6 protein-coding genes and 2 pseudogenes are annotated in these 16,466 nt (G+C 64.2%); 3 read left to right on the top strand and 5 right to left on the bottom strand.

Annotation, left to right across the window (positions count from 1 at the left end; all coding sequences use genetic code 11):
* Window positions 1-578: 578 nt before the first annotated feature.
* Window positions 579-785: a hypothetical protein gene (locus tag AB0398_RS33120; protein WP_366379377.1), complete on the bottom strand. Its 207-nt coding sequence runs from the start codon at window positions 783-785 to the stop codon at window positions 579-581.
* A gap of 620 nt (window positions 786-1,405) precedes the next feature.
* Between AB0398_RS33120 and AB0398_RS33115 the strand changes: the two are divergent.
* Window positions 1,406-2,658: pseudogene (locus AB0398_RS33115) on the top strand (IS3 family transposase).
* Window positions 2,659-2,977: 319 nt separating this feature from the next.
* The gene (locus AB0398_RS33110) at window positions 2,978-3,460 is read left to right on the top strand and encodes a hypothetical protein (RefSeq protein ID WP_366379376.1); all 483 of its coding nucleotides are present in this window, start codon (window positions 2,978-2,980) and stop codon (window positions 3,458-3,460) included.
* 332 nt (window positions 3,461-3,792) lie between these two features.
* Here AB0398_RS33110 and AB0398_RS33105 read toward each other — a convergent pair whose 3' ends face one another.
* From AB0398_RS33105 to AB0398_RS33090, 4 genes and pseudogenes are all read right to left on the bottom strand, one after another.
* Window positions 3,793-4,173 carry a transposase gene (locus tag AB0398_RS33105; protein WP_366379375.1) on the bottom strand — a complete coding sequence of 127 codons (381 nt, stop codon included), beginning with the start codon at window positions 4,171-4,173 and terminating at the stop codon, window positions 3,793-3,795.
* A gap of 95 nt (window positions 4,174-4,268) precedes the next feature.
* Window positions 4,269-5,213: a hypothetical protein gene (locus AB0398_RS33100; protein WP_366379374.1), complete on the bottom strand. Its 945-nt coding sequence runs from the start codon at window positions 5,211-5,213 to the stop codon at window positions 4,269-4,271.
* Window positions 5,214-5,338: 125 nt separating this feature from the next.
* Window positions 5,339-6,145: pseudogene (locus tag AB0398_RS33095) on the bottom strand (transposase family protein).
* 110 nt (window positions 6,146-6,255) lie between these two features.
* Window positions 6,256-12,723, bottom strand: coding sequence for an RHS repeat-associated core domain-containing protein (locus AB0398_RS33090; RefSeq protein ID WP_366379373.1), 6,468 nt, complete (start codon window positions 12,721-12,723; stop codon window positions 6,256-6,258).
* Window positions 12,724-13,225: 502 nt separating this feature from the next.
* On the opposite strand from AB0398_RS33090, the gene AB0398_RS33085 reads away from it, so the two are divergent.
* Window positions 13,226-16,447 carry a hypothetical protein gene (locus tag AB0398_RS33085; RefSeq protein WP_366379372.1) on the top strand — a complete coding sequence of 1,074 codons (3,222 nt, stop codon included), beginning with the start codon at window positions 13,226-13,228 and terminating at the stop codon, window positions 16,445-16,447.
* The last annotated feature ends 19 nt before the right edge of the window (window positions 16,448-16,466 follow it).

Here is a 16,466-nt window from a genome sequence, read left to right as displayed (position 1 = left end):
AGCGGGAGCGCAGGTGGCTCGCTGCGCGAGCCCCTCACTTCCCGTGCTGCGCACTGGAGGTGAGGCCCTGTCCGCTGCGCTTCCAGGGCTGTGGGTTTCCCCTTTACTTCACCCGGGGCCGGCGGGTTCGCTGCGCTCTCCCGCCTTGACGGTCCTTTCGGCTGCGCCTTCAGTCCCTTGGGGCCCGCTGGCGCGGGCTTGGCTGGCGGTGAGGGAGGGCTGGGGCGGGGGTTTTGGTCTGCTGGCCTCGTGGCTGAGTGGGTGTCACGCGCTGTGCGTGTGTCCCTGACTGGACGCCGGGCCTTCGGGGGGTTGGGGTGAGGTGGTTCGAGAAGGGGGTGACGGGACTCTGGAACCAGTCCGCATATCCCTTGTATCAGGCTGATGCAGCATGTATTGATGGCAGAAACTAATGCCACCCTGGAGTGCTGACCGGTGGGGTGCAGATCAGGTGATCTCTGCATCGAGAGGCGCCATGGCCTGGAGGACGCAAAATGATTTGCCCCCGTGGGGAGGGCGCTCTGCGCAGGCCTACTCTGCGTTTTCCTTGCCTGTGGAGATCGCCGCGTGCATCATGTTCAGTTCTTGACGTCCTGCTTGATCTGAATCAGCGCCTCGTCCCACACGTCCCCTCCATTCGCCCACGTCCACAGCCATTGGCGCAGGGACGGTGCTGCGTAGCGCAGGCCATCGTGAGGGTTCTGGCCCCAGTCTGGTTCCCAACCGTCGGCGTCCCAGAGAAGCACCGGGTTGTCGATCGCTATCAAGGAGACGTGCCACTCCATGGTGCAGCCGCCCCCTGTCAGGAAGAACCACGACGCCGGTGGCTCCCATCCTGGCCGCTGGTCCTGGCCGCTGGTCGTGGACGGTGGTTGCGCAGTGCCAGTCCTGGACGTGCCAGTGCGGAATGCTGCGCGGTATCAGTGATGCGAGGCCGCCCTCCGGTCCGAATCCTCCGTCACCGATCTCGGTGTAGATGCGCCGAAGCAACTCGGGCAGCCGATGCCCGAGCTTCTGTTCCGCGTGCTCGACCTCGGCGAGCGTGACAGGCGGGAAGGGCTTATCAGGGAGGCTTCTGCGGGAGGGGATCGCGCCTTTGGCGCCCCATGCGAGTGCGTACAGTCTCTCCAAAAGCGCGTCGTCGTCCGCAGCAGTGCGGGGGGTGGCATCGGTCACGAGCCGGAACTGTAGTGGAAAAGGGCTGTTGCTTCCCGCCGACGAAAGGTCACTCTGCAAGGCGAACGATCACGCGAAGAAGGACAGTGAACCGCCACACCGGCGGAACAGACCCCAGACCCCATCTACACCCCATAGACACCACAGCCCACTGTCCAGCGACAACGCACACCGATGACTGAACCGTCCCGGGTTCGGTAGGGACTCGATCATTTGAGAGGATCGAGTCATGGCACGTCCTTCCCCTTACCCGCTTGAGCTGCGCCGTCGTGCGGTGCGGATGGTCGCCGAGGTGCGGCCCGACTACGACACCGAGTGGGCCGCGATGAAAGCGGTCGCGTCCAAGCTCGGGATCGGCACGACCGAGACGCTGCGCAAGTGGGTCCGGCAGGACCAGATCGACGCCGGCACCCGGCCGGGCACCACGACCGAGGAGTCGGCCGAGCTGAAGCGACTGAAGAAGGAGAACGCCGAACTGAAGCGGGCGAACGAGATCCTGAAGGCCGCGGCGTCTTTCTTCGCGGCCGAGCTCGACCGGCCACACACGCGCTCGTAGCGTTCATCGACGAGCACAAGGGCCGCTTCGGCGGCGTCGAGCCGACCTGCCGCGTGCTGACCGCACACGACTGCAAGATCGCACCCTCCACCTACTACGCCCACCACAAACGCCGGACCGCGCCGTCCGCCAGGACCGTGCGGGACGGCGAGCTGAAGAAGCTGATCCAGCACGTCCACGACACCAACTACCGCGTTTACGGGGCGAGGAAGATCTGGCGGGAGCTGAACCGCCAGGGCCAGGCCGTGGCCCGCTGCACCGTCGAGCGCCTGATGCGCGAACTCGGCATCGCCGGAGCCGTCCGCGGCAAACGCGTGATCACCACGTTCCCCGGCGGCCAGGCCGACCGGGCCCCGGACCTGGTGGGCCGGGACTTCGTCGCCAGCGCCCCGAACCGGTGCTGGGTCGCGGACTTCACCCACGTGAAAACCTGGGCCGGTGTCGTCTACGTCGCCTTCGTCGTGGACACCTTCTCCCGCCGGATCGTCGGCTGGTCCGCGGCCACCGTGAAGGAGACGGTCTTCGTACTGGACGCCCTGGAAATGGCGATCTGGCAGCGCGACCGCGACCAACACCCCGTCTAGCCCGGCGAGTTGATCCATCACTCCGACGCCGGGTCGCAGTACACGAGTTTCCGTCTCGCCGAACACCTGGACGCCGCCGGCATCGCCGCCTCGATCGGATCGGTCGGCGACGCCTACGACAATGCGCTGATGGAGAGCACGATCGGCCTGTTCAAGACCGAGCTGATCAAGCCCCGACGGCCATGGAAGACGCTCTCCGACGTCGAGCTCGCCACCGCCGAGTACATCGACTGGTACAACCACCGCCGACTCCACGGTGAGATAGGGCACATCCCACCCGTCGAATACGAGACCAACCACTACCGCGAAACCACGAAACCCCAGGTCACAGTCACAACCTAGAGTCTCGATCGAACCCGGAACGGTTCAGGGACCGCTCCCGACAACACAGCAACCACCGCCCATCAGGGGACACTCACGCATCGGCCTACCCACAGACTCAGCGCCAACCCCACCCCCGCTTCAGCTCCACTCTTCACCGGTAAATCGGCGTCAAACCATCAGCAAACCCAGCCCCACCACCACAAAGCAGCAGGTCGCAGAGCCACAACACCTACTGAAGACAAGACGCCGAACCACTGAAGAGCAACCGCCGAATAGCACGGAGGAGCTGGCGCGTATTTCTGTGGTCAGGCGGGCCACTGGACTCACCGTGAACGAGGTGGAGGAGCAGCACCAGGCCGCCCGGGACCGTGAAGAGCGGGCGTCTGCTGGACCCGGGGAACCTCGGAAGCCCAGCGAGCTGGACATCGCCTCGTGCCAGCGGCTCGAATGGGCCCGGATCGAGCAGGTCATGACGAAGCAGCACATGAGCGTGTACTCGCCGGACGAGGACCGTCGAGTGGCTCGCCGGGAAGAGCTGCGTGCGCAGCGCAAGGCCATCGAGGCTGCCCGGAGTGAGCAGTCGGGGGGTGGGCTGCCGGTGGAGGTGCTGCGGCACCGCGTCTACCGCATCACCGCCCGGGCGGTCTCCGCCCTCATGGAGGAAGAAGCCGTGGTGCGCCACGTCTTCGCGGCCTCCGCCGGCGCGGCCGTCGAGCATGCCCACAGGATGTTCGGCCAGCCCGGCGGCGCCTACCGGGACAGCGAATACCGAATTGATTCCGTCGAGCAGGTCCTTCCTGAACCGGGAAAAATCTTTTGATCCAGCTCCGAGAACACCAGGTCGACCAGAAATCAGCCTTCCGGAAATGGATCAGATTCCCTGCAAGATCTCCTGTGAGCTCGTAACACGATCATGTTCGGGGCACGCCTGCGGGAGATGACCGGCAGGATCCGGCGTTTTCGCGGTTCGCGGCGGTGGGGGTCGGAGTCGTAGCCCTTGTCGCCGGGCAGGGCCTCAGGGCGGTGGCACGGTCGGCCGGGGCGTCCGGCGACGGGTGGGATGCCGTCGGCCAGGGCGAGGGTCTGGGCGGATGTCGTTGACGTTGGCCGCGGTGGTGATGACCTTCAGCGGGGTGCTGTGTCCGTCGCAGATCAGATGGTGTTTGCTGCCCGTCTTGCGCCGGTCGACCGGCGACGGACCGGTGTCGGCTCCCCCTTTCTCGCGCGGACGTGGGAACCGTCCACGCATGCTCTGGACCAGTCCAGCTCGCCGGCCGCGTTCAGCCTGGCGAGCAGGATCCGGTGCAGCCGGTCGAAGACCCCGGCCTGCTGCCACCGCTCAAGGCGCCGCCAGCAGGTCTGTCCGGAGCCGAATCCCAGCTCCAGAGGGAGCAGTTGCCAGGCGATGTCGTTGTGCAGTACGTAGAGGATGCCCTGTAGGCACTGCCGGTCCGGCACCGGCCGCGGGCCGGGAGCCCTCGTCGGCCAGGGTGGCAGCAGCGGCTCGATCAGCGCCCACAAGTCGTCCTCCACGATCCACGGCCGAACACTCACACCCTCTGAACGGCCGAATCGTCACACCGGTCACGCCAGACCAGGGCAAGTTCACAAGATCGCGTTACGAGCTCTTAGCCGTCAAAGATAACCATGTGCGTCGGAGGCTGTCCGGGAACTAGTGCTGGACGACGGAACTCACCTTTGACGAGTACGTCTTGCAGAATTCGGTGAACAGCTCTAACCTTTTCATCTCTGTATTCCCTAAATGAAGAAGTAACTTGAAGAAGCACTGCACCGTTAGGAAGAGGAGAGACCGACTGGAAAGCACCCGATTCACGCAAGGCACCCACTCCGCCAATTTTATGCAAAATTTCGCCGGACGCAACCATTAGCCATGAGTACCCTCGAAGCTTTTCGCGCCATAGCGGAGTATTCCGCCAGGGAATACCAGAAGGCGGACGAAGATACCGTTCGAGCTCCGTAACGCCACCTGAATGGTCATAAGAAAAGTGACCAAACACCACATTGCAGTGGCGGCACGCCCAGTTTGCCAATGAAAGCAAACGCGCATGTTCAATCTGCATTGTCTCCGACCCAGAGAGCAGGGCATCATCGATGCAGTACGTCAACTTTACATAATCCGTCAAATCTTCATCGAAAGACACGGAAAATCGAAGAGCAGGATTCGCGATTTCTCCATCTTCTGAAAACTTGCCAATTTTTACGGCCATCGACTCCGGACGTTGGCGAATCTCACGTTTAGCCCAAGACGTCGACTCATCTACATAAGGATTGTAGAGCACTTCGAAGGTATCTTGTGGGGATACCGAGTAGTACCCCCACCATTCCCCTTTCCTTGCATTTACAACCTCCATGACAGAATTAAACCCTGCATCAGATACAGGCAACCCTTTTTGAGGACGCTCCACCCGTCCTGCAGTGATGGCCTTAGCGACACCCTGCGTAAGCCAATCAATCGCCGAGGAGGTCAATTCTTCTTGACTCTCTCCATGTACAGTGAATTCCATCACGAGATCACGACTGAGGCCTGAATTCGACGAAGAGAATGCATCCACGTAGCCACTCCAAAGATATCCAAGTCGGCAAGAAAAAAGTTGGGACATCAGGCGCGACCCTTGACGCCCTAACGAAGGTTCTACTTAATCCTACCGGACTTTAATGTTTCCTCATTGATCCTCTTTCATCCTGAATAGTCACAGGTCAACAGCGTGTGGCTGGCCTGAACGAGGGTGCTGATGCGGTGGGTGGAGCATCGGGCCCGGCGGAGGATTCGCCAGGATTTGAGCTGCGCGAAGGCGCGTTCGCCGGGGGCTCTAGGCTTGGCGTGGTCGCGGTTGAACCGCTGCTAGTGCTGGGGCTGTTCGTGGTGGTGGTAGGAGGAGGTGCGGAAGGTGGCGCCGGCACCCTGGTAGAGGCGGTCGGCCAGGACGAGGATCTGGCGGGTGAGGCAGCCTGGACGATGTCATGCGCCCGGGCCGTGGTCAGATCGTGAGTGCGGCCGGGTGTCGCACGCGAGAACCACAGCGGTGTGCCGTCGGGACGGGCGATGACCTGCACGTTCATCCCATGCTTGCGGTGCTTTATCGAGTAGTACGGCGCATCCGCGCGGATGCGGTCGATGGGGATCAGGGTGCTGTCAATGATGACGTGGTCGCCTTCACCGAGGCCGATAAGGGCTTCATGAAGGCCTGGTGCCCAGCCGGCCAAGACGTCCAAGGTCTCGTCGACGTAGCGCCAGGCGGTGGCTTGCGATATCCCGAAACCCGCTCCCAGCTGGGAGAATGTCTCGTTCTTCCGCAGGTGGACCAGCGTGAGCAGAGCCTGCTTGAAGCACCCGAGCCTGCGCCAGCGGGTGTTACGGGCCTGGCGATGCTCGTGCAGCAGCCAGGCAATATGCTCAACCAGCTCATGCGAGACATCGAGCATGGCAGGATACGGAAACCTTCAGGGCCCCTTCGGTCGCCGGTGTGATGAGTGAGATCACCACGCTAACGACCAGGGGCCCTGCCTCGTCAGCACTCCGGCTGACCAGCCCATTTCACCCTTCAGCACAGGATGAAAGAGGCTCATTCAAGGCTACTTCAAAAAATTTCTAGTTCACCCTGAAAGCCCGGTCGGATCGCTCACCATCTTTCCAAGCACATACATTGCACCCGCAGCAATTGCACCCCATGCGATACTTTGCTGCTGTTGCGGCGTTGGCTGCCAGACTTGAACCGTTACCGGCGCCCAAACAGGAGCAGGCTCCATACCCGACGGAGGCTTATCTCTCTGATTGCGCGTCCACCAGCCGACAACGCCTTTATACTCCTCGCTAGTACGCTTAGAACCCGTTCGCGTGCGGGTCGACTGAGCGACGACTTGCTGACGAGGATTAAGTGGATCAATCGTTGCTACTTGCGGAAGCTCCCAGCCCCGCTGTACGAATCGCCCACGGCCGTTCTTCTGTTCGATCTTGTTCAATGCGTTGATGTAGCGATTCAGGGTTGCGGACCCCTCTGTCTCAGCCTGTATAGTCGACTTCATTTCCCAGACGTAAATATCGTCACCAAAGAACATTACGATGTCCGCCCATCCTCCCTTTCCCGTTGTTCGCTGACCCCCAGGTATCCAATATTCAGTTTCTACCCTCACCTCGGGATTCTTGGCCCAGTGAGCGCGAAGGTACGCAGCCGTGGCTTCTACCGCAGCATCGTGCCGGATCTTGTCGCTCCGAATGTCTTCGCCCGGACGTCCCTTCGGTTTTTCAGAGGAGCCATTTGTCCCGCTGTTCGACTTCCGGCTAGGTCCTCCGGTGCTGCCACGAGGTTTTCCAGTTCCTTCTCCAGTTACTTTTTCAGGTCGTTCAGTGTGCCCAGTGCCATCATCGAGTCCAAGCCCTGTGGGATCGGAGAAAGTGGTGGGGTTTTGAGCCGCGTAGCTATATCCGTTGAGAGTCTGAGGTTTGTCGATCTCAAGGAGAGGGTCAACACTGATGAATTGGCCGAGGTTGGGGTCGTATTCACGGGCGCCGATGTGGGTGAGGTTCGTGGTGGTGTCGATGTTGCCGCCGACGAAGCCCTTAGCCCCAGGCCAGAAATACGGGGCGGCTCCGCGCTGCCCGCCGTAGGGGAGGGTCTTACGGCGGTTGACCGCGAGGCTGCTGGCGGAGATGGACAGGGTGTTGGTGTTGTGGTGATCGGAGACCAGGATGCGGACGCTGTTGTCCCTGCTGGTGCGAATCACCGAGCCACCGGGAATGCCGTAATAGCGGGTGCCGTTGGCGAGGGCGGCGGGGGTGGTGCCGACCTTGCGGGTGAGTTCGAGTTCCTGGCCTCCAGGCAGGTAGAGCGTGGTCTTGGTCGGCTCCCGCTTGATGATGCGGGTACCTTCGGTGTCGTAGAGGAAAGAGGTGGTCTGGGCGGAGACGGTCGAGGTCTTGAGCTTGCCCTCCTCGTTCCAGGTCAGGTCCTGTACCGGGCCGTCGGCAGGAGTCTTCTTGGTGAGGTTGCCGGTGTCGTCGTAGGTGTAGGTGTCGGTTCCGGTCGTGCCACCGGTGGCGGTCACGGAGCGGACGGCGTGCGCCTGGGCCGCGTCTGCGGCGGTGGGGTAGGTGTACGTGCGGGTGGTGTCCGCGGTGATCGAGCCCGCCTTGTAGAGGGTCTCGGTCTTGCGCTGGCCGGTGTCGGTGAACGTCCAGGACGTCCGGTAGGGGTCGACCGTGCCCAGGTTGGGGCTGCCCACTCCGTTGACGGACTTGGTGGCGCAGGCGTCTCCGGAGGACCAGGCGTCGGTGAGGCGGCGTGCCCAGTCGTAGGTGAAGCACTGGTCGTCGGTGACGGTGCCGTCGTTCTGAGCGTCCCGGATGGAGGTGATGTTGCCGGCCGGGTCGTAGCTGTAGGTGATGTTGGACAGGGTGGCGGGCCCGGTTGCCGCGCGGTTGATCTGGTTCTTGACCAGGCGGCGGGTGGAGGTTTCGTAGGTGAGGGTCTGGGTCACCAGGCTGCCGGAGTTGCCGAGCTGGGCCTGGGCCAGTTCGCCGTAGGGGGTGTATCCGGCGCCGCGCAGGTAGGCGTGGTCGAGCGAGCTGTCGACGATGGCGAGTGTGTCGTTCGAGCCGTAGTGGCTGGTGACCGTTTCGTCGGGCAGGGTGGTGGTGGCGTTGGTGTTGGTGGTGCTGTAGGCGGCCGTCTTTGGCAGACCGCTGACCGGCGTGGCCGTGGTGGCGACGGTGTAGGTGCCCGCGAGGAGTTCTTCACCGGTGATGCTCGGGACCGTCGCCTTGGTGCCGGTGGGACGGCCGGTGGTGTCGTAGCCGGTGACCTCGGTGGTGTAGGCGGCGTAGGCGTTTGCTGTGTCGTACCGGGTGGACTTGTGGGGCAGGCCCTTGCCGCCGGTGGCGGTGTCGTAGGTCCACTCCGCCAGCTTCGTACCCGTCACCGACCCTGAACGCAGGGTGGTCTTGCGACCCAGCTCGTCATAGGTAATCGCCAGGGTGCCACGAGTGTCGGTGACGGTGTCCACGCGCCCGTTGGCGTCGTAGTGGGTGGTGGTCCGGCCCTTGTCGGGGTCGGTCGTGCTGAGCTGCCGTCCGCGTAGGTCGTAGGTGTAGCGCCAGGTGTTGCGGCCGGAGGAGTCGGTGAGCGACGCGAGAAGGCCGGCGGTGTTGTAGGTGCGAGCGGTCTTCTCGTACTGGGCGGGGGCCGCGTCCGGAACGGGGGTGCGGTCCTTGTACTGGCGCTCCTCGACGGTGCGTCCGCGGACGTCGGTGAGGGTGAGGGTGGCGGTGCCGCCGTTGGGCGGCACTGTGGCGGTCCAGTAGTCGCCGTACGTGTGGGTGGTCTTCCACTGCGGCACGTTCTGGGAGAGCTGAATGCTCTCTGTGACGCGGCCACGGCCGTCGTACAGGGTCTGCTGCGCCTGCGGGACCAGGTCCGGGGTGACGACGAGCATGGTCGTCGTCAGGGCGCTGCTGTTGTAGTAAGGCGCGTTGGTGAGGTAGGCGCGGCCGTGTGTGTCGTAGAAGCTGTCGGTGACGACGCGGCCGGTCACTCCGATGGAGTCGGTCTGGGTCTGGCGCTCACGCAGGAAAGAGTCGTAGAAGGACACGCTGGTGCCCCATAGGCCGTCTTCATGGAGCTTCTTGGCGATGACGGTGGAGGGGATGGTGGCCGAGAGGTTGTAGGTGAAGGTGGCGTTGGGCTGAAGTGTCTTCGCCCGGCCGGTGCTCCATGCCTTGGTGACGCGTCCCAGAGCGTCGTATTCGCTGGTGGTGGTGCGACCGTTCGCGTCGGTGGCGGTCAGGGCGAGGCCGCGCATGCCGTCGAACGTCGTGGAACTGCTGTGACCCTTGACGTTGGTGACCTTGACCGTGGTCGGCTGGGCGCCGGAGGCGGGGGTGTAGACGGTGGTGACGGGCTGGCCGTCCTGTCCCTTGGTGGTCAGGACTCGGCCGTACTGGTCATAGGCGGTCTCGGAGGTGGTCTCCCACACCGGAGTGGTGTCGCTCTCATGGCGCGCGAGCTGTTCGGCCTTGGTGACGTTGGCCTTGCCCCCCTCCGGGGCGGTACCGAGAGTTTGTCCGTCGTAGTAGGTGCGGGTACGGCTGGTGATTTCACCGGGTTGGGTGCGACAGGCGGTGTTGTCGGTGGTGGCGATCTCGCTGGGGTAGGAGATCAGCCAGTCGGTGGTGTCGGGGGTGACGTAAGTGGTGAGGGTGCAGCGTGCTTCGACGGTGCCGGCGCCGTCGTCGGTCTCCTTGGTGAGGAGGCCGTAGGTGGTGTCATAGGTACGAGTGGTGGTGAGGGTGCGCCAGGTACTGCCGTCGTCGAGGAGAGTGCTGCGCTTTTCGCTCGTGGTGCCGGAGAGTTGGGCAGTCTTCGCGGGGAGGGTGGGAGCGGGTGTGCCGGGTAGGTCGGGATCGGTGATGCCCTTAACGGTCTGGGTGGCCGTGGTGCCGGACTGCCAAGGCACGTAGGTAGTTTTGGCGACGGCTATGCCGCTGGAACCGGCTTTGTCGTAGGTGGTGCTGGTGGCGACGCGACCGGTGAAGTCCTCGCGGTCGGTGATGCCGTTGATGGTGGCGACCTGGCGGGTGCTGCCATCTGCGAGGGTGTCGCCGGCCATGCCGAGGTAGTAGGTGTTGGTGGTCCTGCTGCGGTTGCTGTCGCCGCCGTTATAGGTGTGGACGGTGGCGTAGCCGCGGAAGACGTTCCAGGTGCGGTGCTTGTCGAGGGTGAACTCGCCGGTGTCCCGGCGCCAGTGCGGGCCGCCGGAGTAGGTGTAGGAGGTGACCTTGGTTTCGGAGCCGCTGCCGCCCGTGGTGTCGTTCTCGTCGATGCGGCTGATGAGGTACTTGTGGAACCAGTCCTTGACCGGGTCCACGGCACCGTCCGGGGTCCACCAGGATGGGTAGCACCGCTTATTGTTTTTGTCCGCCGCGGGAAGGGTGGTCGGGGTGCATTCCTTGGCGGTGTAAGTGACGAGAGTCTGGCCACCGGTCTCGTTGGTGATCTTCGTAATGCGCTTGCGGTTCAGTGCTGGCCGGCCTTCGGCGTCGTCGACCCGGTTGGGCATGAGTTCGCCCTCGAAGAAGACCTTGTCCAGCTTGATGTCCATAGCCGGTCCTGCCTTGGCCGTGCGCTGGACCGAGTCGAGCCACATCGCGGGCGTCGATGTATCGCCAGTTGGCGGAAAGGACTGACTGAGGGACCAGGTGTCGACGTCTACCATGCTGGCGCCGACCAGAGAGGAGGTGTTGATGCTGGTCAAACGCTGCTTGGACCAGAAAGACGGCGAGCCTTGGAGGCATTTTCCGCTGGAGGTGCAGTTCAGGTCGACAGGAGTGTCCGGCCAGTTGGTGGCATTGCTCTCGGTGAAGGCACAATCGGTCGCGGTGCACCGGTCGTCGGTGGTGAAGGTGACGCGGCCCGCGGGGTTGGCTGTGGTGTAGACGGCGCCTGCACGCAGGCCGTAATCGATCCGGTTCAGGTAGCCGCCCCGGGTGTAGGCCTGGGGGGCGTCGGTCTTGTTGTTCTGCGCGTAGTAGCCCTCTTCCTTGGTGTAGTAGAGGGCCATGGCATTGCCGTGCGGGTCGACGACGTAGTCGAGGTTCCAGCGCCAGCCCTGCTTCTCGGCGGAGGAGGCGAAGTCGGAGCCATTGCCCTGCTCACCGGTGTGGTTGCCGTACACCGGGACGGAGAAGACTGAGTTCGTCTCAGCCTTGCCGCTGCTCCAGCCCGGCAGGTGGTTCTTGCCGAACCAGTACTGGGTGCCGTCGAGGGAGGTGACCCTCCAGTACTCGGAGTCATCGTCGCCGGAGTTGTTCGAGGCTGTGTCGTAGAGCCGCTCGACGAGGGAACCGTCGTCGTTCGCCAGTTTCCAGGTCTTTTTCGCGGAGTCCCAGACGAGTTCGTTGGAAGAGCCGTTCAGGGAGAGGGTGGCGTTCTCCGACTTCCAGCACAGGTCACCGGTTTTGGCAGCGTTGTTGCCGCCCTCCTTGTCGTTCTCGCAGGAGGCGTACCGGCGCTCGATGAAGCCGGGTGAGTACTCCCAGCCCTCACCGATCCAGGAGGACTGGTTGTTCGTCGAGGCGGTACGGCCGTCGACCGAGGAGGAGTTGTAGGACAGGGCGACCTTCGGGGCGGGGCCGCCGGGCACGGCGGGGACTTCGATGGGCACGCTCCAGCCGAAGCCTCCTGAGTTTCCGCCTGCGGACCATGATCCGGACAAGGCGAGTGAGGTTGCCTTGAATGAACCGTCGCTGCCGCTGGCGCCGGCGGTGGCTGCCAGCACAGTCGCTCCGGCCGAAGCCGGAGCGGAAACGGAGGAGGTTGGAGCGGTCGCCTTCGGCAAGTCGCTGGCGGCCTTCACCGGCGCGCCCGGTGCCGGGATAGTGAGGTCGGCGGTCAGGGTGTGGGAGGAAGTGTTGTTCTCGGTGGTCAGTGGAGTCTGTTGACGGCACTCGGCCTTCTTGGGCGTCGTCAGGGCGCAGGCGGGGAGGGTCACCAGGCGTAGGCGCGAAGTCCAGCCGGCCGCGTAGGCGCCGCGTATGGAGCTGTAGTCGACTTCCACCTTGACCGGTCCACCGGAGGGTGCGGTGGTGACGGTCGGGCGCAGGGTCACCAAGAGGCCCTCGACGCCGGCGGCGTGGGCGGTGGTGCGGTCCTTTACCGCAACCTCTACTCGGGTGGGCGAGCCGCTGGTCTTCTGCCCGGTGCGAGGGGAAGACGGTGTGAGGTGGATGGGCAGCCCGCCTACCGTGATGGTCTTTTTCGCCGCGGGGTGGAGCTCGAGCTCCTTGGTTGCGGGGGTGGGCCAGGTGGCGGACGGGGCCTTCCACGGAGGGGATGGCTGTGGTCTTCGTTTCAGGCCCTTGGGTATGAAGTCGGTGCCTGCGACGGACTTGGTCTGGGGTACGGCCGGAGGGCCGGGGGTCTGGGCGGCTGCGGTCCATGTGGGCGCGGTGAGCAGGGAGATGCTCAGCGCTGCTGAAAGCGCGCCGGCTATTCCTGTCCGCGCGGACTTCGTCAGTTTATTTTTTCTGCGCCTGTAAAAGGGCATGGCGAAGCCATTGCGGAACAACATTGAGATCCCCACCCAGGTCGTACACGAAAAATTTATGATCAAGCGGATCCAACACCACCCAGGGCCGGGTGGCAAGCATGACCAGAAGGAGACTGATCAAGTCTGTCAGGTCCGGGAACTCCCTCTCGCGCGTAGCCTCCATCAAGCCGATCCAACCGTCTGACCAGCAGTTTTATGGGTCATGAGCACATAAAAGCCACATCTCCACAACTATCCACATGCGGATTTCTAGATTCCGTTTACCTTTTCGAGGGAATCTTCCGCAGGTTTTCGACACCGGATTGAAGCCTGCTGTACGGGGATGTCCGCCCCTCGGGTTAGAGTCCCCGCCGGAGAGGAGCAGAGAGCGTTTCTCGACCGCTGTAGAAAGCCATGCACTCCGGAAAGGCACCAGTACATGCGCACTACCAGATTCAGACGCGGCGGCAGAGCGATAGCTCTGGCGATAGCCGCGAGTATGACCCTGCCGGTCTCCGCAGCCATCGCCCTGCCGGCTCCGCCCATGGCTTCGTCCCCGGCTGCGGCCGCGGCCGGGGTGGCGGAGACGGACGCGCCGCAGACGCCGTCCGCGATGTTCGAGGAAGCCGCGTTCGACGAGGCGGCCAGGACGGGCAGGCAGATCGAGATCCTCGACCGCAGACAGGAGAGCACCGAGTTCTTCGCCAATCCCGACGGCTCGACCACCCGCCGCTCCTACGGCGTCCCGAAGTGGACGCGGTTCGACGGCATGTGGCGCCCGACCGACCCCTCCCTCGTGCGGCAGTCGGACGGCTCGGTCGGGCCGGCGGCGTCCACCTTCCCGATCGCGTTCTCCGGGGGCGGTGACCAGTCGCTGGCCACGATGGTCAAGCAGGGTAAGAAGCTCGCTCTGACCTGGCCCTCCGTGCTTCCCGCGCCGGTCCTGGACGGTGACACGGCCACGTACCCGTCGGTCCTGCCCGGTGTGGACCTCGAACTCACTGCCGAGGTCGACGGCTTTGCTCAGCATCTGGTCATCCACACGCCCGAAGCAGCGGCCAATCCCGCCCTGCGCAGCATCGAGCTCGGTTACGAGGCCGACGGCGTCGCCCTGACCAAGACCCCCGACAACCAGTTGCTGGCCAAGGACGAGAGCGGCGAGACGGTCTTCAGCGCCCCGAGCCCGAAGATGTGGGAGCAGCCCGCCGTTCCGGCGGACGGGGGGCAGGCTGGCACCGCCTCGAAGACGGCTTCCCGCTCCGCTGCTGCGATGACCGCGCAGCCCGACAGTGCGCCCGTGGACGTGGACATCAGCGGTGACACGCTCAGTCTCGTGCCGGACTCGGGTCTTCTGGCCGCAGCCGATCAGTTCCCGCTGGTAATCGATCCGGTCTTCAGCGGCGGTTACCGTGAGAAGTGGGCAGTGGTCTACTCGGCCACTCCCAACGCCGCCTACCCCAACGGCTCGGGCTGGAACTCCTCCAATCCCGCGGACGAGCCCCGGGTCGGGTACAACGGGACCGGTGACACCGCCTCGTTCTTCGCGATGAACACCAACGGCCTCGAGAACGCGACCATCAACAGCGCCACGTTCGCCGTCATACAGACGCACTCCTACGTCTGCGACTCCTCCGTCGGCCCGACCGAGCTGTGGTCGGCCGGTGACATAGCCACCACCCCCACCTGGAACACCCAGCCCTGGGGAAGCAAGCTCGCCTACGGCTCGTTCTTCGGCGGAAACGACCAGTACTGCCCCGGTGACAAGGGCCACGACTTCACCAGCACAGCGCTGAAGGCCTACGTCCAGAAGGCCGCCGACAGCAACTGGGGCACCCTCGTCTTCGGGATGAAGGCCCCGGACAGCTACGCGGGCAACACCAGGGCCTACAAGCGTTTCCGCAACAACCCCGTCCTCGAGGTCGACTACAACTACAAGCCCGCCGTCACCAGCAAGTCCGCCTACGAGGGCTACTACGTCGAGTCCGGCGACGGCAACGTCCCGGTCGCCTGCGGCGGACGCATCGGCAACAGCGGCATCACGCTGAACGCGAAGATCAAGGACCAGGACGGCGGCAATGTCACCGCCTACTTCTCGGTCAAGAACTCCAGCGGCGCTGCTGTCCCCCTCTCGCCCAACTACGACACCGTGAGCGGCTCCGGCGAGGCCAGTGTGCTGGTGCCGGCCACGAAGCTGGGCAACGGCACCTACACCTGGAGCGTCTACGCCAAGGACAACGAGAACACCACCAGTGCGTCCACCGCGGCCTGCTCCTTCAGCGTCGACCTGATCGGCCCGAACAAACCCGTCACCGTCCTTGACGCCGACGGCACGAAGGCCGGCGAGCCCGCCGACAGCTACACGGCCCGGGCACCTCGTCAGTTCAAGTTCACCAACCCCGTCAGCGACATCGACGGCTACTGCTGGGCCATGGACCAGCCCCTGTCCTCCGCGACGACTCCCCGCTGCCCCAACGGCACCTGGGTCGAGGCCGGCACGGACGCCAACCACACCGCGACCGTCACCATCACTCCGTTCGCACACCCGGTCAGCAAGCTGAACGTCGTCGCCTACGACACGTCCGGCAACCGTTCCGTACTCGCCGGCGGCGACGACCAGATCTCCCTCACCACGGAGGAACCGGCTTTCATATACGAGAAAGAGAACTCCGACCCCAGCATCGAGAGCACCAAGCGTGACCGGCCCGGCGACCTCAACGGTAACGGTTTCGCCGACTTCGTCGCCACCGGCCCCGACGGTCAGCTATGGCTCTACCCCGGCAACGGCGACCTCGGCCCCATGGGAGCCCGCCAGAACGCAGGTCTCGGTGGCTGGAGCGGAGCGCTCATCGCCCACCGCGGCGATTTGAAGGGCATGTCTTTCCGGGATTCGGATCCCGACGGCTACGAGGATTTCGTCGTCCGCCTGTCCAACAACAAGCTCTATGTCTACCCCGGCAACGGAGCGGGCTCCCCCTGGTACTACACCCGCAAGGAACTGCTCCACCCCTCCCAGGGGTCCAACTGGAGCGGGCTGCGCCAGGTGCTCCTCCCCGGAAACATCGACGGCAAGGCCGGAAACGACCTCATCACCGTCGAATGCGTCTCCGACGCGAAAACCGACTGCGGCAACGCCCGGCTCATCCTCTACAGCGGCCTCGCCGTCGGCGGCGGCGGCCAGAACCAGGCGCAGCCCTTCGACTGGGACAGTCCAGTCATCCTGGGCACCGGCGGCTGGCGTGACCTCACCAACCTCGCCGCCGACGACGTCAACGGTGACTCCCACGCCGACCTCATCGCCCGAGACCCCGCAGACGGCAAGCTCTACCTCTACCCCGGCTGCCGCAACGACACGGTCAAATGCCCCGGCAGTGAATACAAGCTCCTCCAGCGCAGCGTGTACGGCACCGGAGGCTGGACCCAGCGGCCCTTCCTGACCTCCCCCGGCAACACCCAGGGCACCCTGCAGGACGCCACGGTCACCACAGAGCCCTCGCCCGACCTCCCGCCCGGCCCCGGCAACGAAGCCAAGACCTACAACTTCAAGCGATTCATACCGACCCCCGGTCAGGAATCCGGAGACTTCTGGGCCACCACCCCCGCCGACCCGAACACCCCCGTCCAGTACATGGATTCGGCAGGGAACTGGACGAGTAGGATCTGCCCCACCGGATGCCTCCTCACCTACCCCGGCACACCCACCGGCCACGGAGCACCCCGCCTCGCGGGCACCGCCGGATGGGCCACCGCGATCACCGGCATCTTCTAGTCCGACCTGCTCCATCCAC

It is taken from the genome of Streptomyces sp. NPDC086147, assembly GCF_040702165.1.
Classification (GTDB): domain Bacteria; phylum Actinomycetota; class Actinomycetes; order Streptomycetales; family Streptomycetaceae; genus Streptomyces.
This window is presented reverse-complemented; position numbering and strand designations above follow the sequence as displayed.

Excerpts from the sequence above, each read along its gene's own strand:
- AB0398_RS33120 (WP_366379377.1), bottom strand. The coding sequence starts at position 785 with ATGGAGTGGCACGTCTCCTTGATAGCGATCGACAACCCGGTGCTTCTC.
- AB0398_RS33090 (WP_366379373.1), bottom strand. The coding sequence starts at position 12,723 with ATGTTGTTCCGCAATGGCTTCGCCATGCCCTTTTACAGGCGCAGAAAA.
- AB0398_RS33085 (WP_366379372.1), top strand. The coding sequence starts at position 13,226 with ATGGCTTCGTCCCCGGCTGCGGCCGCGGCCGGGGTGGCGGAGACGGAC.